This is a genomic window from Micromonospora sp. NPDC004540, assembly GCF_040610095.1.
Taxonomy (GTDB): Bacteria; Actinomycetota; Actinomycetes; order Mycobacteriales; family Micromonosporaceae; genus Micromonospora.
This window is the reverse complement of record NZ_JBEXLR010000117.1, coordinates 1-18,111: the sequence shown is the minus strand read 5'-3', so window position 1 is coordinate 18,111 and position 18,111 is coordinate 1. Positions and strand designations below refer to the sequence as shown.

General features: G+C 74.0%; 18 protein-coding genes and 1 pseudogene. 6 read left to right on the top strand and 13 right to left on the bottom strand.

Annotated elements, in window-relative coordinates; genetic code table 11:
- Positions 1 to 386 (top strand): transposase (locus ABZV78_RS27835; protein ID WP_355643249.1); only part of this gene is annotated, 386 nt, incomplete at its 5' end.
- Here the strand turns inward: ABZV78_RS27835 and ABZV78_RS27830 are convergent.
- Positions 381 to 1,601 (bottom strand): LCP family protein, encoded by a 1,221-nt coding sequence (locus ABZV78_RS27830; protein ID WP_355643247.1) that lies wholly within the window; start codon positions 1,599 to 1,601, stop codon positions 381 to 383. The two genes, ABZV78_RS27835 and ABZV78_RS27830, sit on opposite strands and share 6 nt — an antisense overlap.
- Before the next feature lie 140 nt (positions 1,602 to 1,741).
- On the opposite strand from ABZV78_RS27830, the gene ABZV78_RS27825 reads away from it, so the two are divergent.
- Positions 1,742 to 2,170: a PPOX class F420-dependent oxidoreductase gene (locus ABZV78_RS27825; RefSeq protein ID WP_355643245.1), complete on the top strand. Its 429-nt coding sequence runs from the start codon at positions 1,742 to 1,744 to the stop codon at positions 2,168 to 2,170.
- Between the two features lie 18 nt (positions 2,171 to 2,188).
- On the opposite strand, the gene ABZV78_RS27820 is transcribed toward ABZV78_RS27825, so the two are convergent.
- Positions 2,189 to 3,382: a thiolase family protein gene (locus ABZV78_RS27820; protein WP_355643243.1), complete on the bottom strand. Its 1,194-nt coding sequence runs from the start codon at positions 3,380 to 3,382 to the stop codon at positions 2,189 to 2,191.
- A gap of 139 nt (positions 3,383 to 3,521) precedes the next feature.
- Here ABZV78_RS27820 and ABZV78_RS27815 point away from each other — a divergent pair, with 139 nt between their 5' ends.
- On the top strand, positions 3,522 to 4,097 hold the full coding sequence (locus tag ABZV78_RS27815; RefSeq protein WP_355643241.1) for a TetR/AcrR family transcriptional regulator: 576 nt from the start codon (positions 3,522 to 3,524) through the stop codon (positions 4,095 to 4,097).
- Positions 4,098 to 4,101: 4 nt separating this feature from the next.
- On the opposite strand, the gene ABZV78_RS27810 is transcribed toward ABZV78_RS27815, so the two are convergent.
- The gene (locus ABZV78_RS27810; RefSeq protein WP_355643239.1) at positions 4,102 to 5,238 is read right to left on the bottom strand and encodes a CoA transferase; all 1,137 of its coding nucleotides are present in this window, start codon (positions 5,236 to 5,238) and stop codon (positions 4,102 to 4,104) included.
- Between the two features lie 129 nt (positions 5,239 to 5,367).
- On the opposite strand from ABZV78_RS27810, the gene ABZV78_RS27805 reads away from it, so the two are divergent.
- Entirely contained in the window at positions 5,368 to 6,105 is a 738-nt protein-coding gene (locus tag ABZV78_RS27805; protein ID WP_355643237.1) for a zf-HC2 domain-containing protein, read from the top strand.
- A gap of 7 nt (positions 6,106 to 6,112) precedes the next feature.
- On the opposite strand, the gene ABZV78_RS27800 is transcribed toward ABZV78_RS27805, so the two are convergent.
- Together ABZV78_RS27800 and ABZV78_RS27795 are read right to left on the bottom strand one after the other, a co-directional pair.
- Positions 6,113 to 6,688: a sigma-70 family RNA polymerase sigma factor gene (locus ABZV78_RS27800; protein WP_355643235.1), complete on the bottom strand. Its 576-nt coding sequence runs from the start codon at positions 6,686 to 6,688 to the stop codon at positions 6,113 to 6,115.
- Between the two features lie 152 nt (positions 6,689 to 6,840).
- The gene (locus ABZV78_RS27795) at positions 6,841 to 7,314 is read right to left on the bottom strand and encodes a molybdenum cofactor biosysynthesis protein (protein ID WP_355643233.1); all 474 of its coding nucleotides are present in this window, start codon (positions 7,312 to 7,314) and stop codon (positions 6,841 to 6,843) included.
- Positions 7,315 to 7,467: 153 nt separating this feature from the next.
- Between ABZV78_RS27795 and ABZV78_RS27790 the strand changes: the two genes are divergently transcribed.
- On the top strand, positions 7,468 to 8,637 hold the full coding sequence (locus tag ABZV78_RS27790; RefSeq protein WP_355643231.1) for a hypothetical protein: 1,170 nt from the start codon (positions 7,468 to 7,470) through the stop codon (positions 8,635 to 8,637).
- Between the two features lie 42 nt (positions 8,638 to 8,679).
- Here ABZV78_RS27790 and ABZV78_RS27785 read toward each other — a convergent pair whose 3' ends face one another.
- The 8 genes and pseudogenes from ABZV78_RS27785 to ABZV78_RS27750 all read right to left on the bottom strand — a co-directional run bounded on the left by ABZV78_RS27785 (position 8,680) and on the right by ABZV78_RS27750 (position 17,441).
- Positions 8,680 to 9,771 carry a PIN domain-containing protein gene (locus tag ABZV78_RS27785; protein WP_355643229.1) on the bottom strand — a complete coding sequence of 364 codons (1,092 nt, stop codon included), beginning with the start codon at positions 9,769 to 9,771 and terminating at the stop codon, positions 8,680 to 8,682.
- Between the two features lie 35 nt (positions 9,772 to 9,806).
- Complete coding sequence (locus tag ABZV78_RS27780) at positions 9,807 to 10,034, bottom strand: hypothetical protein (protein WP_355643227.1); 228 nt, start codon at positions 10,032 to 10,034, stop codon at positions 9,807 to 9,809.
- Positions 10,035 to 10,234: 200 nt separating this feature from the next.
- Positions 10,235 to 12,442, bottom strand: a complete 2,208-nt coding sequence (locus tag ABZV78_RS27775; protein ID WP_355643225.1) for a sulfatase-like hydrolase/transferase — start codon at positions 12,440 to 12,442, stop codon at positions 10,235 to 10,237.
- 42 nt (positions 12,443 to 12,484) lie between these two features.
- Complete coding sequence (locus ABZV78_RS27770) at positions 12,485 to 13,504, bottom strand: formylglycine-generating enzyme family protein (RefSeq protein WP_355643223.1); 1,020 nt, start codon at positions 13,502 to 13,504, stop codon at positions 12,485 to 12,487.
- A complete protein-coding gene (locus tag ABZV78_RS27765) occupies positions 13,501 to 15,228 on the bottom strand; it encodes a sulfatase (protein ID WP_355643222.1) in 1,728 nt (575 codons plus the stop codon). The genes ABZV78_RS27770 and ABZV78_RS27765 overlap by 4 nt, the downstream gene beginning before the upstream one ends.
- 178 nt (positions 15,229 to 15,406) lie before the next feature.
- Positions 15,407 to 15,964 (bottom strand): dihydrofolate reductase family protein, encoded by a 558-nt coding sequence (locus ABZV78_RS27760; protein WP_355643220.1) that lies wholly within the window; start codon positions 15,962 to 15,964, stop codon positions 15,407 to 15,409.
- Between the two features lie 55 nt (positions 15,965 to 16,019).
- Positions 16,020 to 16,970: pseudogene (locus tag ABZV78_RS27755) on the bottom strand (sigma-70 family RNA polymerase sigma factor); the annotation flags it as partial.
- Between the two features lie 57 nt (positions 16,971 to 17,027).
- Positions 17,028 to 17,441 carry a hypothetical protein gene (locus ABZV78_RS27750; RefSeq protein ID WP_355643218.1) on the bottom strand — a complete coding sequence of 138 codons (414 nt, stop codon included), beginning with the start codon at positions 17,439 to 17,441 and terminating at the stop codon, positions 17,028 to 17,030.
- Between the two features lie 116 nt (positions 17,442 to 17,557).
- Between ABZV78_RS27750 and ABZV78_RS27745 the strand changes: the two genes are divergently transcribed.
- Positions 17,558 to 18,111 (top strand): DinB family protein (locus ABZV78_RS27745; protein ID WP_355643216.1); only part of this gene is annotated, 554 nt, incomplete at its 3' end.

Genomic DNA, 18,111 nt, shown 5'->3' with positions numbered 1-18,111 from the left:
CCTACAAGCAGCAGTGGCGCGGCGGCCAACTGGCCCTGGTCGACCGCTGGTACCCGTCGACCAAGACCTGTTCGGCATGCCGGAGCGTGGCCCCCACGATGCCGCTGCACCAGCGCACCTTCACCTGCCAGCCGTGCGGGCATCACGCCGACCGGGACCACAACGCCGCAGTCAACCTCGCCATCTGGGCCGAGCAGCACCACGCCCAGATCCGGGACCTCCCCGCAGGGGGCCCGGTCACCAACGCCCGCCGAGGGGAAGGCCCTGGCCCGCGCACACGCGCAGGCGAAACCGGCCCCGATGACGCAGGAACCGCACCCACCCCACCCAGGGCAAGGCGCGGACGCCCGAGAAGGGCGCTGTCTCACAACTCCACCGAGTTATGAAACAGGCCGTAGTGCTCCGGGGACGCCGGAGTCGGCTACCCAGTCCGGGTGGGCCGCGACGAACGCGGCGACCGTGTCGTCGCGCACCGCGTGCAGCAGTTGCACGCTGGTCGGGCTGAGGATCTCGGCGCTGCCGACGCCCGGCACGGTACGGCTGTTGAAGGTGCCGCCGTTGGTCTTGAGCGTGGTGATCGACTCGGGCTTCACGCCCCGCATGGCGAAGGCCCAGTCGGCCAGCGGGATCCCGCCGTCGTCCACGGTCATCGTCCGGCCGACCGCCGACAGCAGCCCGGGCAGCTTGGTGGGCGAGCCCAGTCCCTGGCTGACCACCTGGGCGAGCACCGCCTTGACGAACTGCTGCTGGTGGCGCTGCCGCCCGTAGTCGAAGTCGTGGTTGGCCAGCAGGTCCCGCTGCCGGACGAAGTCCAGCGCCTGTGCCGGGTCGAGGCAGTGCTGGCCCTTGGTGTAGACGTTCGGGGTGACGCCGGGGATGCGGTGGTTCACCGTGCCGTCCGGGTTGATCGCGTACGGCGCGGCGGGCTTGCCGGAGGCGTCGTGCCCGACGTGGATCGAGGTGGTGGTCTCGTCCACGTACATGCAGACGTGGCCGAGCACCTGGACGATCTTCTTGAAGCCCTGGAAGTCGATGATCCCGCCGGCGTCGGGCGTGATCCCGGTCAGGTCGCGGATGGTCAGCGCCAGCAGTTCGAAGCCGTGCGAGAGCGCCGCGGAGCCGGTCAGTCCCCGGCTGCCGAAGGCGAAGGCAGCGTTGATCTTGTTCTGCCCGCCGCGGAACGGCGTCGCCCCGTTGTCGTACGCCGGGATGGTGACCAGCGAGTCCCGGGGCAGCGACACCAGGTAGGCCTGACTGTGGTCGGCCGGGACGTGCAGCAGGATGATCGAGTCCGCCCGGGTGAGCTGGCTCGGGTCCTGGTTGGCGCGGGTGTCGACCCCGACGAGCAGGATGTTCTTCGCCCCGGTGATCGTCCGGTGCTGCTCGCTCGGCGCGGCCGCGGCGCCGAGCAGGTTCTGCCGGGTGACCTCCCCCGTGGCCGCGTGCAGCAGGTAGGCGCTGCCGCCCAGCGCGACGCCGCTCAGTGTCATCAGCGTCGTGCCGACCGCCACGCACCACCGGGCCCAGCGCGGCCAGGGCCGCCGCGCTGACCGGCGGGGCGGGACCGGACCGGCCGGTCCGGCGGTGGTCGGGTACGACACGTGATCTCCCCAGGTCAGGATGGGTGGCGGCCGGTCCGAGGCTATGCCGGGCCCAGCCCGCCGGACAGGTCGCGCGGCTGTGAACTCGCTGGGAGCGGGCGCCGGCCGGAGATGTCGGCGAGGTGGGCCAGAATGGCGGCATGGCGCAGCGGATGAGCGACGACCAGTGGCGGGCCTTCGTCACCGCCGGCACCCGGACGGGGAAGCTGGCCACTGTGCGGGCCGACGGCTCCCCGCACGTGGCCCCGATCTGGTTCGTGCTCGACGGCGACGACCTCGTCTTCAACACCGGCCGGAGCAGCGTGAAGGGGCGCAACCTGGTCCGCGACCCACGGGCCGCGCTGACCGTCGACGAGGAGCACCCGCCCTACGCCTTCGTGACCGTGCGGGGCCCGGTGACGGTCAGCGAGGATCCGGCCGAGTCGCTGCCCTGGTCCACCCGGATCGCCGCCCGCTACATGGGCGCCGAGCGCGCCGAGGAATACGGCCGGCGCAACGCCGTCCCCGGCGAGCTGCTGGTCCGGCTGCGGGCGGAGCAGGTGGTCGCGTTCACCGGCATCGCGGACTGACCCGCCGCAGCCGGCCGGTCAGCCGTCGAGGCGTTCGATGATCGTGGCGTTGGCGGTGCCACCGGCCTCGCACATGGTCTGCAGGCCGTAGCGGCCGCCGGTGCGTTCGAGCACGTGCAGCAGGGTGGTGGCCAGCCGGGCGCCGCTGGCCCCGAGCGGGTGGCCGATGGCGATGGCCCCGCCGTCGACGTTCACCTTCGCCGGGTCCGCGCCGGTCTCGTCCAGCCAGGCCAGCACCACCGACGAGAACGCCTCGTTGACCTCGAACGCGTCGATGTCGCCGATGGTGAGCCCGGCCCGGGCGAGCACCTTGGCGGTGGCCGGGATGATGCCGGTGAGCATGAGGATCGGGTCGTCACCGACCACGGTGGCGGTGTGGATCCGGGCCCGGGGCCGCCAGCCGCGCCGACGGGCGGTCTCGCCGGTGGTGAGCAGCAGGGCCGCCGCGCCGTCGTTGAGCGGGCTGGAGTTGCCGGCGGTGACCTTCCAGTCCAGCTCGCCGAAGCGGGCGGTCCAGTGCTCGGCGGCGAAGGCCGGCGGCAGTTCGGCGAGGCGTGCCACCGTGGTTCCGGGCCGGATGGTCTCGTCCATGGCGAGGTCGACGCCCGGCAGCGGGACGACCTGGCCGGCGAACCACCCCTGCCGCCACGCCTCGGCGGCCCGCTGGTGGCTGGTGGCGGCGTACTCGTCGAGCCGGCCACGGGACAGGCCCCACTTGCGAGCGATCAGCTCGGCGGCGACGCCCTGCGGGACGAGCCCGCCCGGGTAGCGCGCGGCGACCGCCGGCCCGGCGAAGTCGGCGCGGACGCCGTCGACCACGGCGGCACTGCCGATCGGCACCCGGCTCATCGACTCGACGCCCGAGGCGACGACGATGTCGTACGCCCCGGCGACCAGGCCCTGGGCGGCGAAGCTGAGCGCCTGCTGGCTGCTGCCGCACTGCCGGTCCACGGTCACCCCGGGCACCGACTCGGGGAAGCCGGCCGCGAGCGCGGCGAGCCGGGTGGTGTTGGTGCTCTGCTCGCCGACCTGGGCGACCGCGCCGCCGACCACGTCGTCGATCTCGACCGGGTCCAGCCCGGGCACCCGGGCGACCAGGCTGCGCAGCGCGTGCGCGTGCAGGTCCACGGGGTGGACGTCGAGGTACGCCCCGCCCCGCTTCGCCCGACCCACCGGGGTCCGTACCGCCTCGACGATGACCGCGTCGCGCATCGCTACCTCCTGGGACCATTACCGGACCGATCGGTCCGGGACCGAGTGGTCCGATCCTGCGCCACCCGCTGCGGGCCGGTCAATCGCCTCCGGACCGATCGGTCCGTTATTCTCGCCACAGACGACCGAAGGAGGAGCGATGGCCCGCACCGCGGCACCGGGGAGCCGGGAGCGGATCCTGCGCACCGCCGGCGAGCTGTTCTACCGGCACGGCGTCCGGGCTGTCGGGATGAACCAGGTGATCGACGCCGCCGGCTGCGGCAAGAACCTGCTCTACACCCACTTCCCGAGCAAGGACGACCTGGTCGCCGCGTACCTGCGGGGGTGCCGCCGGGAGCGCGAGCGGGCCGGGGCCGCGGCGGCCGAGGGGCTGCCCGACGACCCGGCGGCGCGGCTGCGAGCCCTGGTCGCGGAGATCGCCGCCACCGCCACCGGGCCGGACTTCCGCGGCTGCGCCTTCCGCCTCTACCTCGCCGAGTTTCCGGGCGACGCGGGCGAGCCCGGCCGGGTGGCCCGGGACTACCTGCGCGACACCCGGGCCGAGATCGACGCCCTGGTGGCCCGGCTCGACGTGGCCGACCCGGGCCGGCTCGCCGACCGGATCTGGCTGGTCGTGGAGGGCCTCTACGGCAGCGCCGGGCGCCCGGACGCCGCCGCCGCGGCGGAGACCGCCACCGGGCTGGTCAACGACCTGCTCGCCGCCGCGCGGCGCTGACCGCTCACCCGGCCAGCCAGGCACGCAGCTCCGCGCCGTGCTCGTCCAGCCCCGGCGGCGGCAGGTCGTAACGGGGCGGCGTGGCCGACAGGCCGATCGGGTGGCGCACCCCCGGCACCCCGCCGACGGTGACCACCGGGTCGAGCCCGAGCCCCTCGGCCAGGGCCAGCCCGTCGGCGACCGTGTTGATCGGGCTGCACGGCACGCCCGCCGCGCGCAGCTCGCGGAACCACTCGGCGCTGGTCCGCCGGGCCAGGGCGGTCACCAGCAACGGCCGCAGCGCGTCGCGGTGCGCCGTGCGGTCCCGGTTGTGCCGGAACCGCGGATCGTCGGGGAGCCCGGGCAGGCCGAGCACCCGGCACAGGGTCCGGAACTGGCCGTCGTTGCCGGCGATCACCACCAGCTCGCCGTCGGCGGTGGGCAGCGGCTCGTAGGGCACGATGCTCGGGTGGGCGTTGCCCATCCGGTGCGGCACCACTCCCCCGGCGACGTGCGCGCTGGCATGGTTGACCAGCCCGGACAACGCCGAGGAGAGCAGCTCCACCTCGACGTGCTGCCCGACGCCGGTGGCCGCCCGGTGGTGCAGCGCGGCCAGGATCCCGACCGCCGCGTGCAGCCCGGCGATCACGTCGAAGACCGCCACCCCCGCCTTGTACGGGGGGCCGTCGGCCGCCCCGGTCAGGCTCATCAGCCCCGACGCCGCCTGCACCATGAGGTCGTACCCGGGCAGGTCCGCGCCGCCGGCCGCGCCGAAGCCGCTGATCGAGGCGTACACCAGTCGCGGGTTGGCGGCGGTGACGGTGCCGTGGTCGAGGCCGAAGCGGCGCAGCGCACCGGGCCGGAAGTTCTGGATCATGACGTCGGCCCGGGCGGCGAGCCGGCGGGCCAGCACCGCGTCTCCGGGGTCGGTGAGGTCGAGGACCAGTGAGCGCTTGTTGCGGTTGACGGCGAGGTAGTAGGTGGCGACGCCGTCGCGGACCGGGGGCTGCCAGGTCCGGGTGTCGTCGCCGCCCGGCGCCTCCACCTTGATCACGTCGGCGCCCAGGTCGGCCAGGAGCATGGTCGCGTACGGCCCGGCCAGGATCCGGGAGAAGTCCGCCACGAGGACGCCGCGCAGCGGCCCGGACGAGCCCTCCCCCATCGCCAGACCTCCCCACTCGGACCTCACGCCGGCGGCGGCCCGCACCGGAAGGATCACGATGGCACACCGGCCGCGGGTGAAGGCACTCCCGTCGGGAACCAGGCGGGCGGTGCGGACGACTACCTGTACATGGCGTGTGAGCAGTGGCGGGAGATCCTGTCGGCGCAGCTGGACGGGGAGGCGACCCGGTCGGAGAGCGCGGCGGCCGAGGCGCACCTGGCGGGCTGCGCCGGATGCCGGGGCTGGTTCGAGGCGGCCACCGCGGTGACCCGGCGCGCCCGTACCCAGCTCGCCCCGCAGGTGCCCGACCTCGTGGACGCGGTGCTCGCCGCGGCGCCGCCGGCCCGGCGCGGGTGGCCGGAACGGTTGGCGCTGGGGCTGCGCGGGGTGCTCGGTCTGCTCGGCGCGGTGCAACTCGTGCTCGGGCTGGCCCAGGTCGGCCGGGAGACCGTGATCGACCACGGGCACGCCACCGGCCAGCACCTGTGGCACGAGTCGGCCGCCTGGAACGTGGCGGTGGGCGCCGGCTTCCTCTACGTCGCGCTGCGGCGCTCGGCCCCGGCGGGGCTGCTGCCCATGCTCAGCGCGTTCGTCGCCACCCTGGTGCTGCTGTCGGTGAACGACCTGATCACCGGGCAGGTGGCGGTGCAGCGGCTGGTCAGCCACGGCTTCCTGCTGATCGGCTGGGTGGTGATGGTGCTGCTCGCCCGGCCCCGGTGGCGCCCGGGCGGCACGCCGCCCCGGCAGGGCCGGTCGGCCGGGTCGCGCTGGTCGCTGCGCACCGAGGAGCCGCCGGAGCCGGCCCCGCTGCGCCTGCTGCCACCCGCGCCGTACGCCGCGCAGGCCCGCGACCGCCGCGCCGCCTGACGGCTGGTCAGACCACCCGGCTGCCCCGGGCCGGCCGGGCGTCGCCCTGCCAGGCGGCGGCCAGATCCTCGCGGGCCCGGGCCACCCGGGATCGGATGGTGCCGACCGGGCAGCCGCACACCTGGGCGGCCTCGGCGTAGGAGAGGCCGACCACCTGGGTGGCGACGAACGCCTCCCGTCGCTCCGGGGCGAGCCCGGCGATGAGCCCGCGCAGGGTGACCCCCTCGTCCCCGCCCGGGGTGACCGCCCCGGCCGCCTCGGCGGCGGCCTGCCAGTCGGGCAGCGCGGCCACCCGGGGACGCGCCGTCGCGGCCCGGACGTGATCCACGGCGACCCGGCGGGCGATGGTGAAGACCCAGGTACGCGCCGTGGACCGGCCGGCGAAACCGGGCAGGGCGCGCAGCGCGCGCAGGAACGTCTCCTGGGTCAGGTCGTCGGCCTCGGCGGGGCCGGCCAGATGCGCGAGGAACCGCCACACCGGGCCCTGGAGGGCCCGGACGAACGCGGCGGCGGCCTGCCGGTCGCCCCGGCCGGCCCGGTGCGCCCACCGGGTCACCTGCTCGTCGTCGGCCTCGGCGGTCATCCGCGACCGGCCCGCCGGTCCACCGTCGTCATGATCCACGGTACGGGCGCGGACCTCGTTCGGTTCATCCCCGCGGTCCTCCCTGCCACCCGCCGCCGACCGGACGGTCACGTGTTGGTCGGCAGGCGGGGCCGGAAAGTTCCCGGGACCGGTCAGGAATCGATGGTGATCGCGACCGGCCCGACCCGCAGCACGCCGTCGGTGAGCGGGGCGCAGCGGACCCCGCCCCGGCCGCGCAGCGCCTTCCAGGTGCCGGGCGCGACGGTGACGTCCAGCCAGGCGCAGGGCGGGGCGGCCCGGTGCACCCGCAGGCTGACCGGCCCGTCGCCGGAGTCCAGGGTGATCACCCGGCCGACCAGCTCGTCCACGGCGATGCCGCGGGTCAGCACGTTGCGCCGGACCTGGGTGAGGTCGGCGCCGGCCGGCAGCGACTCCTGCGCGATCAGGGTCACGCTCGCCTCGCGGTGCGCCGGCCGGCCGAAGTAGCGGTCGCCGACGATGCCCAGACCGGCCCGGATCCGGACCTGCTCCACCAGCTCGCTGGGCGGCGCCGGGGCCGGGCCGTCGGCCGGCCGGCCCACGTAGCGGTGCACCGGCGAGGCCAGCAACTGGACGATCTCGGGCATGCGCCGATTGTAGACACGGACGTACCCCCATCAAAGCGGACGTTAGCCACCCTCACGTGTCCACGGTGGGTGGAGGGCGTTGTACCGGGTGTGACGGCGAGACGGTCCACCCCGGTCGGGCCTCACCCCGAACTGGGACGACAGATTGCATGGGTGCGGCGCGAGAACGAACGCCGGCGGCGCGCCTACGAGGCGGCGGCCCGGGACTGGCGGCGGCGCAACGAGCACCTGGAGCGGCTGCGGATTGAGGCGACCGGATTCCACGGGTGCGCCCTGGCCGGCGCCGAGTTGCCGGTGCCGCTCGACGACGGCGAGGTGGTCTACCGGGTCCTGCCGGTCGTGGAGCTGGTCGAGGCGCAGGCCCGGCACCTGCCCGGGCTCCCCGCGCCGGACCCGGCGCTGACCGCGGCACTGCTCGACCCGGCCGACGGCCCGCTCCCGGCCGGGCTGCGGGTAATCGACACCGGCGCCGCCGTGGTGACCGACCGGCGGGTCGCCTTCACCGGGCGGGCCGGCCGGCGCGAGTGGGCCCATGGTGACCTGCTCGGGCCGGGGCACCACCCCGGCCTGCCGGTCACCCTGCTGCACACCGGGGACGGCGGACGGCCCGCCGGGCTGCGGGTGCCCGTCAGCGGCGCGGCGAACTTCCGCTTCTACCTCACCCTGGCGTACGCCACCGCAACCGGGACGCGCGACGCGGTCGCCGCGGGGCTCGACGCGCTGCTGGCGGCCCACCGTGCGGCCCGGCCCCGGCCCCCGCGACCGCTCGGCGTCGCGGACGCCCCGGTGGTGCGGCGGCGGCCGGAGCGCCTGGCGGCGGCCGGGGTCGTGGCGGTCGCCGTGCTGCTCGGGGTGACGGCCGCGGGCACCTGGCCGGCCACGGCCGGTCCGGCGCACCGGGCGAAGCCGGCCGCGGGCAGCCCCGCCGGGGCCCCGGGCGACGACCTCACGCCGGACCCCGACCCCGGCCGGGCGGGCGGGCGAGACGGCGGCCCGGCCCCGTCGCCGGCCGGCGGACCCACCCCGCTCCCCCGCCGGGCCGGTGGGCCTACGGGTTCAACCGTGACGCAAACCCCGACCGGGGTCGGCACGACGCAGGTCGTGCTCCCGGCGCCGTCCCGCGCCACGACGCCCGCGCCGGCAACGCCGTCGACCCCGCCGGCGGTGAGCCCGACCGGGAGCCCACCCCCGGCGGCGAGCCCGACCGCAAGCCCCACCGCCACGCCGACCGCAAGCCCCACCGCAACGCCGACCGCCTCGCCGTCCCAACCGACCCGGCCATGTCGGGCATCTGTCTGGATCCTCTCCGGCTTCCGGTGCTGAACCCGCTGCTGCACCGGACCTGAGCCGGCGCGGGCCCGATCGTCAGGGGGTCTGCGGGCTGAGCAGGTAGTCCTCGGCCTCCGGGCTCCACCGCAGCTCCACCGCCCCGCTGGTGGCGGCGGCCTTGCAGAACTGGAGGAAGCTGCGGTAGCCGAGCTTCTTCTCGCTGAAGTCGGGCCGCGCCCGCCGGAGCTGGTCCTTCAGCCCGGACAGCGCCACCGCGCCACCCTCGCCGGCCAGGTCCACCACCACGGACCGCAGCAGCGCGAAGGCCACCTCCCGGTCGCCCCGTTCGGGCAGCGACACCTCCGGGTCGCCCTTGGCGGGTCCCGCGGCCAGCTCGATGACGTTGTTCCCGGCCAGGTGGCGCAACAGCTCCCCGAAGGTACGGAAGCCGTAGTCGGACTCGCTGAACGTCGGGTCCTTGCGGAGCAGGGTGCGCTTCAGGCCGGAAGCGGTCACCTCGCCGCTGGAGCTGCCCTGCATGCCCGCCACGGTCTGGGCCACCAGCACGGCGAGCGTGTCGACGTCCCGCGCCGGCTCCTCCGCGGCCGGCGCGACCTCGACCGGCGGTTCGGCCTGCGGCTCGGCCGGCCGTTGCGGCTCGGGCTCGGCCGGGCGGCCCGCCCGGCCCCGGCGGCCGGCTGCGGGCGGCACGTCGACCCCTTCGAGGCGGTCGTAGAAGAGGAACTCGTCGCAGGCGGGCGGGAGCAGCGCCGAGGTGGACTTCTCCACGCCGACCCCGATCACCCGCTTGTTGAGCTCCCGGAGCTTGTGCACCAGCGGCGTGAAGTCGCTGTCCCCGGTGCAGATGACGAAGGTGGAGATGTAGTCCCGCTCGAAGGCCAACTCGACGGCGTCGACGGCCATCTTGATGTCGGCCGCGTTCTTCCGCGTGGCGCCCATCCGCTGCGGTATCTCGATCAGCTCGACGTGTGACCGGGTGAGCATCCGCCGGTCCTCGTCGAAGTACGACCAGTCCGCGTACGCCCGGCGCACCACCACCCGGCCGCGCTCGGCGAGGGCGTCGGCGATCGGGCGGAAGTCGAACGGCCGGCCACCGTGATGGTCGCGTACGCCCAGCGCCAGGTTCTCGTAGTCGAGGAACAGCGCGATCCGGTCTTCCTGATCCACCCGGTCAGCCTAGCGGGGTTCCGGGCGCGGCCCGCTCAGCGCTGCCGCTCGTCGCGGTAGAGGGTGTTGCGGCGGGCCGCGTACTGGATCGCGTAGCTGGCGATCAGGAGCAGCAGGGCCAGCGCGACCTCGACGCCGGCGACGGCCCCGTTCGCCACGGTCAGGCCGAGCAACAGCAGGATCAGGCCGACCACAGCCAGCAGGCCGGCCAGGAGCAGCCGGTTCCGCCTCGCCGTCGACCGGCCCTGACCGCCGTCACCCACCGCTCCACCTCTCCCTCGGCTCCCTCAGCCAGCCTAAGGGCTGAACCGGCACGTACCGCCACACTTCGTCAAGGCGGTGCCGTCGAACGAGGCGGGTGGCCAGAGGCTCTCGCCGCCGGACGCGGAGACCGACGTCGACGCCGGCGGCCTGCCGGCATCGACGTCGGTGTGCGCGCGGGCGGGCTCGCGACAACGCCCGGTCAGCCCAGCCGGACGAAGGCGTCCGCCCACGACGTGTGGTTGAAGCCGTTGCCGGAGTCGGCGGCACGCACGATCAGGCGCAGCAGCCGGGCTCCCCGGACGTCCACGTCCACCGGTTCGGGGCCGGTGGACGCCCGCAGCACACCGCTCGTGTGGATGAGCCGGTCGTCGGCCCACACCTCGGCGATCGTGTTGCCCCGCGAGCTCTGCCGGGCGCTGAAGTCGTCGATCCCCACGACCGAGGTGAACCGGGCCGCCCGGCCGCCGAGGTGGTAGGTGACCTCGGAGTAGGAGTGGACACCGAGGCCCTTGGCGTGGACGGTGCCCCCGAAGGAGATGGGCGTGCCGTCCCCCGCGGCCTGCTTCCCGTTGCTGGTGTCCAGCTCCACCGGACCCCAGCCGTTGACCGCGGCGAGCCACGGCAGATCGCTCAGGTACGAGTCGGTGGTCGGCGGCGGTGGCGGCGGAGTGAAGCGGCGCTCGGCGCGGAAGGTGAGCGGCGCGTCGCCGGCGACGGCGTAACCCGACACGGTCAGGCGCCACTCCTTCGCCGTAGTCTCCTCGGGCACCTGGACCCGCCAGGTGGTGCTCACGCGGCTGCCGGGGGCGAGGCGGCCGAGCCCCCGGCTGGTCGCCGGCTCGACGGTCCAGCCGCGGGGCGCGGAGAGCACCAGTCGAGCGCCGGTCCAGGGCACCGCGGAGCCGTTCGCGAGGGTGGCGGTGAACTCGTAGGTGACGCCGGGAAGCAGCAGGTCCGGGGCATCGAGCTCGACGCCGTAGCCTTCGCGCGTGACCTCGTCGACCCAGGACTGCCGCAGGAGGCCGACCAGCCGGGTCGCGACCTCGGGGTGGGCGGCGGCCAAATCGGTGGTCTCGCCGAGGTCGTGGGCGAGGTCGTAGAGCTCGACCTGCCACTGGTCGTCCGGTGCGGTTCGGTCCTCGCCCGGCGCCCAACGGATGGCCTTCCAGTTGCCCTCGCGTACCGCCTCGGCCGCTCGCTGCAGGCGGCCGCCATCGACGGCGCGAGCACGCTTGGTGTTGCCGTTGTCGAGCCGCCAGAAATAGAGGTACGGCTGGGCGGCGGCCGCGGTCGGATGCGTCTCGAGCAGCGAGCTGAACGACCGGCCGTCGATGTCGCGCGGTCCGGGGACGCCGGCCAGGTCGGCCAGGGTGGGGAGCAGGTCGGTCTGCTGGGTGACCCGATCGGTCACGCCGGGCTGGATCCGGCCCGGGGCCCACGCGATCAACGGGATGCGGACGCCGCCCTCGTACAGGTTGCGCTTGTAGCCGGTGAGGGGGCCGTTCGCGTCGAACCGGTCCGGGTCGACGCCGCCCTCCTCGTGCGGACCGTTGTCGCTGGTGACCAGGACCACCGTGGACTCGAGCAGTCCCTGCGCGGCGAGCTCGTCGACCAACTCACCGACGTAGGTGTCGACCCGGGTGACCTGGGCCGCGTGGCCCCGGTCCGCAGTGGGCCAGTTCTCGGCGGCGTACGGCTCCTGGCTGGGGACGTCGCTCGGGGCGTGCGGAAGGTTCGGGGTGACCACGAGCAGGAACGGCTCGGAGCGGTGGGCCCGGATGAAGTCGAGCGCCCGGTCCTGGAAGAGGTCGGGGGCGAAGGTGGTCTTGTCGGACCCCGCGTTCTCCGGCAGTTCGAGCCGCTCCCCGTTCTCCCAGAGGTACGACGGGTAGTAGTCGTGCGCGTGCCCGTGTGTGATGTAGCCCAGGAACTCGTCGAACCCGCGGGCGTTGGGGTGGCTCGGCTGGTCGCCACGCTCGGGACCGAAGCCCCACTTGCCGAACAGTCCCGTCCGGTAACCCCGGGCGCGCAGCACCTCGGCGAACGTGGTGTCACCGTCGGCGAAGGCGATCGCCTCCGGGTCGCCCGCGGGGTTGTTGCGCACCGGCCCGTGACCCGCGTGCAGGCCGGTCAGCAGTGCGGAGCGGGAGGGCGCGCAGACGGCCGCGGCGGAGTACGCGTCGGTGAAGCGCAGCCCTTCGGTCGCGAGCCGGTCCAGGCGCGGCGTCGCGATGGTCCGCTGACCGTACGCACCGAGCTCGCCGTATCCCAGGTCGTCGGCGAGCACGAGCACGATGTTCGGCCGGGGTCGCCCGGTGGTCGTCGGATCGGCTGTCGCGACGGACGGGAGCGTAGCGGCTCCGAGGCCGGCGGCGGTGCCGGCGAGGAACTGGCGGCGAGTGATCATGAGTTGCCTCCGATGGCAGGAACAGGCAGGGAACAGGGGTCGTCACGCGCAGCGGAAGCCGACGTTGGAGGCTGCGGAGTCAGGGGTGTTCCCGGAGCGGGCCGCGACCCGGTACCGGTAGCAGTAGGAGTCGTGGCACAGGAACGACCCGCCGCGCATCACGCGCCGGCCCGCGGCATCGGGTTCCCCCGGCCCGAGCGGGTCGACGACGCGGGTGCCGGCGCGCAGGGCGTAGGTGTCGGCGGCGAACCAGTCCTCGCACCACTCCCACACATTTCCGACCATGTTGAAGAGGCCGTAGCCGTTGGGGGCGTACTGCTTGACGGGTGCGGTGCCGATGAAGCCGTCCTCGGCCGTGTTGCGGCGGGGGAACTCGCCCTGCCAGATGTTGCAGTTCCACCGACCGCGCGGGAGCAGTTCGTCGCCCCACGGGAACCGCGCCCCGTCGAGACCACCACGGGCGGCGTACTCCCACTCGGCTTCGGTGGGCAGGCGCTTGCCCGCCCAGGCGGCGTACGCGCGGGCGTCATTCCAGGTCACCTGCACCACCGGGTGGTTCTGCAGGTCCGCGATCGAGGACGCCGGCCCGTAGGGATGGCGCCAGTCGGCGCCGCGGACCACGTGCCACCAGGGCGTACCGCCGGCCGCCCCGAGGATGTCGGGGCGCTCGGCCTTCGTCTGCAGCTGGAACACCGCGGACACGCCGAGCGTCTCGGCCTCGGTGACGTAGCCGGTGGCCTTGACGAAGGTCGCGAAGGCGGCGTTGGTGACCGTCGTGGCGTCGACCGTGAAGGCGCCGACGGTTACCTCGTGCACCGGCCCTTCCCCGTCACCCGGGTAGCCCTCGCCGAAGGCGTCACCCATGGCGAAGCTTCCGCCGGGGAGGCTGACCTGGCCGCGGGTGGAGCGCGGCCGACCGGCCTCCCGGACGAGCGGATCCGGCGGCTGCGGCCGGCGGCCGATCTGGAGCAGCCCGCCGGCCGCCGTCTGCTGCGGACCGGCGGGTGCGCAACAGCTCGGCGTGGTCGACCCGGCGGTGCCGTGGTGGTGTGCGGAGGTCATCGGTCGGTGATCGCCGTGGGCAGCAACGCCGGCACCTCGTCGCCCGGCTGGAACGTGAGCTGGGTCGGCTCGTCGTAGTGGGTGATCTTCCCGTCGGCGTACGCGGCGCCCTGGAGGGTGACGGTGATCGGCGCCTTGCCCTCGCGCAGCGTGGCCAGCGGGGCGTCGACGTCGGCGAGCCACCGGAGCAGCCGGCCGCCGAGCCGCTGGGTGACGTCCGGGTACGCCGCGGCAAGGTCGGTGGTCTCACCGATGTCGCTGTCGAGGTTGTAGAGGTCCCAGTCCTGGGTCTCGTAGCGGTAGCTGAGCTTCCACGGGCCCGACCGGATCACCGTTTCGGGACGCTGGTCCCGCGCGCCCTCGATCAGGTAGCCGGGCAGGTGCCAGAACAGCGGCCGCGCGCCGAGCTGGGCGTTCTCGTTGCGCCAGATCCCGCTGAGATCCACACCGTCGGGGCGCAGGCCCTTGGGCAGCTCCGCACCGGCCAGCGACGCGAACGTCGGCAGGTAGTCGACCGCGTGGACGGGCGTCGAATCGACCGCGCCGCCGTCGACCAGGTGCTCGTTCCCGCTCCACACGATGGCGGGGACCCGCAGCCCGCCCTCCCGCAGTTCACCCTTGTAGCCGCTGAGCCAGCCATTGTCGGCGTTCGCGGTCCCACCGTTGTCGGAGGTGAACACCACGATGGTGTTGTCCGCCAACGGGTGACCCGGGTTGCGGGGGTCCGGGGTGGTCTCGAGGTGGTCGACGATGCGGGCCAGCCCCTGGTCGAGGCCTTCGACCAGCGCGGAGTAGGACGCATCGGCCGGGTGTCCGGGAACGGCCGGCTTGGCCCGGTACTTCGCGAGCAGGTCGGTGCGGGGCTGCTTGTCGCCGATCGGCGCGTGCACGGCGTAGTTGCTGACCCAGGTGAAGAACGGCTCGTCCCGGTGGCGGTCGATGAAGTCGATGGTCCCGTCCGCCACCGCGTCGGTGACGTGCTTGTCGGTACCGACGAGGGCGTCCAGAGTGGCCTCGTCGACGCCGTGGGAGTACGGCTTGATGTTCTGGTCGACGTACTCCTGGGTGTAGTCGGCCGCGAACCTGTCCAGCGCCGGGCCGACGGTGTTGTTGAACTTCCCGTCGATGGCGTGGTACTGGCTGGCGTGTCCCGAGTTCGAGCCGCCCAGGTTCTCCTCGAACCCGAAGTCGGTCGTGATCTGGTCGGCGGTCCTGGTCACGTGGAACTTGCCGACGTACCCGGTCGCGTATCCGGCGTCACGAAGCGCCTCGCCGACGGTGTAGGCCTCACCCGGCAGCGCGTCGTCGCCGTCGGGGAGCCCCTGCGCCGCACCGTCCAGCAGCGTGTCGTCCCCGCCGCGGTCGAGGTCGTTGACCAGGTAGAGGTTGTTCGTCGGCCGGGGCGCGTAGAGCCCGGTAAGGAGGGCCGCTCGGGTCGGCACGCAGTTGGGGCCGCCGTAGGCGTTGTCGAAGGCGACACCCTCCTCGGCGAGGCGGCTGACCGTGGGGGTCTCGTTGTCGGTGTTGCCCGACCCCTTGTTCGTCAGGCCGGTGCCGACATCGGCCCACCCCAGGTCGTCGGCGAGCACGAACACGATGTTCGGCCGGCCGGGAGCGGCCGGAAGGGCCGCGGCGCCGAGCGGAGCGGCGGCCGAGACCGGAGCAGCGAAGGCAGCGCAGCCCAGGGTGGCGGTGGCGGCGGCTGCGCCCAGTCTCAGGGTCAACGGTGGCATCGGGCGGCCTCTCGGTCGGTGAGTAGCGAGGTCTGACGGTTCAGGGCAAGGTTCACCACCGCGACCGCCACGATGCTCCGCAGTGGAAGGATGGCGCAATTCCCTGTCATGCCTACCAGGTTACTAGGGATTTGATCAAGCCGGGAAAGGGATCTTCATCACGTCGTCGTCAGCGGGCCGGGCGCCCGTACCGCGCGAGGACGGCAGCGCCCGCCTGCTCCGCCGACAGACACTCCAGGTACGCGGGCGGGCCGCCGGCGGGAAAGAGCCGCATGCCGGTGCCAAGAATCGTGGGGAAGGTCAGGAGGCGGTACTCGTCGACCAGGTCCTCTGCCATCAGCGTGTGGACGACGCTCAGGCTGCCGGTGACGACGATGTCGCGTCGCTCGTGCCGGACCGCTTCGAGGAGGTCGCCGTCGAGGATGCGGGAGTTGGCCCACGCGGAGGCGTCGGTCAGCGTGCGGGTGGCGACCAGCTTGGGTACGGCGTTCATCCGGGCGGAGAACGGGTCGGCGCGTCCGGGCCAGAGCGTGGAGAACAACTCCCAGGTGGTACGCCCCAACAGCAGGACGCCGTTGTCGAGCCGGTCGCCGAGGCGGAACTTGTCCCCCGCGACGGTCCCGGGGCCGTGCCGGAAGGCCCAGCCGCCGGCGGGCGTGCCCCCGGATCCGTCCGGGTCGGACACGACTCCGTCGAGGGTGACGAACTGGATGACGATGACGCTCACGGTGATGTCCCTTCGGTAGGTGCTCACCGGTACGTACCGGCGGCACCTCCCGGACTCATCGCGCCCGACGAAGATCGCCGGCGGAAATTTCCGTGGGCAGGTCGAAGGCCGCGAACACGCGTGGATCGGCGAAGACGACGTTGTGCGCGACCCGCCCGGCGGTGACCGTGAGGACCTGCAGCGTGTGCAGCCGGTGCGGCCCGCCGGGCTGCGGCGCGTACGCGGCGAGCGCCGGTTGCCCGTTGGCGCTCAGGTGTCGCATCCGCCAGCCCGTCCCCCGCATCCGGAACACCCGGTCCAGGAACAGGCCGTAGTCGCGGCTGCCGCGGTACCAGAGCGGCACCGGCGGCATCTCCAGGACCACCTGATCGGTGAGCAGCCGCACGAGCGCGGGAACGTCCGCCGCCTCGAACGCCCGCACGTACTGCTGGATCACGGCACGCACCTGCGGATCGTCCGGCTCGGTCACCTCGCCGACGTCGCCCACGTCGGCGAGCGCGACGCGGGCGCGCTGCAGTGTGCTGTTGACCGCCGCCACCGTGGTGTCGAGCTGCGCGGCGACCTCGGCGGCACTGAAGTCCAGCACCGCTCGGAGCAGGAGCACGGCCCGCTGCCGCGCCGGCAGCACCTGCGTCGCGGCCACCAGCGCGAGCCGCATGTCGGTCCGCACCTCCAGGTCGGCCCGGGCGTCGGGAAACGGCTGGAGCCACGGGATGTCCGACGCCGGTGTCAGGGGCGCCTCCGGATCGGCGCTCGGTGCGCCCAGCCCGGACGGCAGGGGCCGTCGCGCCCGCCCCTCCAGCGCGGTCAGGCACGCGTTCGTGGCGATCCGGTACAGCCAGGTCCGTACCGACGCACGTGTGGGGTCGTACCGGTCGCGGGCCCGCCACGCGCGCAGCATCGTCTCCTGGACGAGATCCTCGGCCTCGTGGAACGAGCCCAGCATCCGGTAGCAGTACGCCAGCAGCTCACCCCGGTACGGCTCGAAGTCCACCCGCCCATCCTGGCGTACGCGGCGCCCGTGCCCCGGCCGGGCGTGCTCGGCCCGCTCCGCGCGCGGACGTCAGGCCGGCACGTCCTGCCACAACTCGTTGAAGGCGATGCTGTCGAAGAAGGCGGTCCCCTCGACCACCTTCCCGTCCCGCATCTCCAGGAACCAGGCGACCGTGTCGGTGTACGTCGTGCCGATCGTGGTGGTGCCGGCGCCGTTCCACGCGACGATGACGGTCCCGGTGGTCGGGTCCTCGTAGATGCCCCGGATCCGCACGGGCCGGAACGGATCCTCCGCCGTGAAGCGCGCGCCGAAGGGCTTCAGGGCCTCCTCGACGAACTGTCGGGCGGGTTGATACAACCCGGCCGCCACCGAGCGACCGATGATCTCCCACCGCATGTCCTCGGCGAAGATGCTGGTGATGGTCCCGGTGCCGGCGGACCAGGCGGCGAAGGCGTCGGCGACGATCTCCCGGTTGGTCGTCATCGGCAACTCCCGTTCTTCTCCGCGTGGACGCCCCGGACGCCGGCGCCCCTCCGCTCATCCTGCGCCGCGAGGTCCGCGGGCGGAGGCGGATCCGCCGCACCGCCTACCCTGAGCGCGTGGATCGGTGTGAGGAGTGCCTGTTCGTCTATTCCGCGCTCGACAGCGGCGAGCTGCCGCAGCGGCTGCGCGACGTGGCCGCGCACTATCCGGCCGCCCTGCACGGGGCGCTGGACCCGCGCTGGCGGCCGGCCCCGGAGGTGTGGTCGCCGCTGGAGTACGCCTGCCACGTCCGCGACGTCTTCCGCGTCCAGGGTGAGCGGCTGGCGCTGGCGCTGCGCGTGGACGAGCCGGAGTTCCCGCCGATGGGCCGGGACGAACTGGTGGTCACCGAGCGCTACAACGCCCAGGATCCGGGGGTGGTCCTCGCCGACCTGGCCGCGGCCGCCGACGCGTTCGCGGCCCGGTTCGCGGCGCTCGGCGAGGTGGAGCTGGCCCGCACCGGTGTCTACCCGTGGCCGCGGCGCGAGGCGCGGACGTTGCGCTGGCTCGGCCGGCACACGGTCCACGAGGCCGAGCACCACCTGCTCGACATCCGCCGCGGGGCCCGGACGGCCGGCGGGGGGGCGGGGCCGACGCCCGGCCGGCCCCCCACCGCCCGGCACCGCCCCGA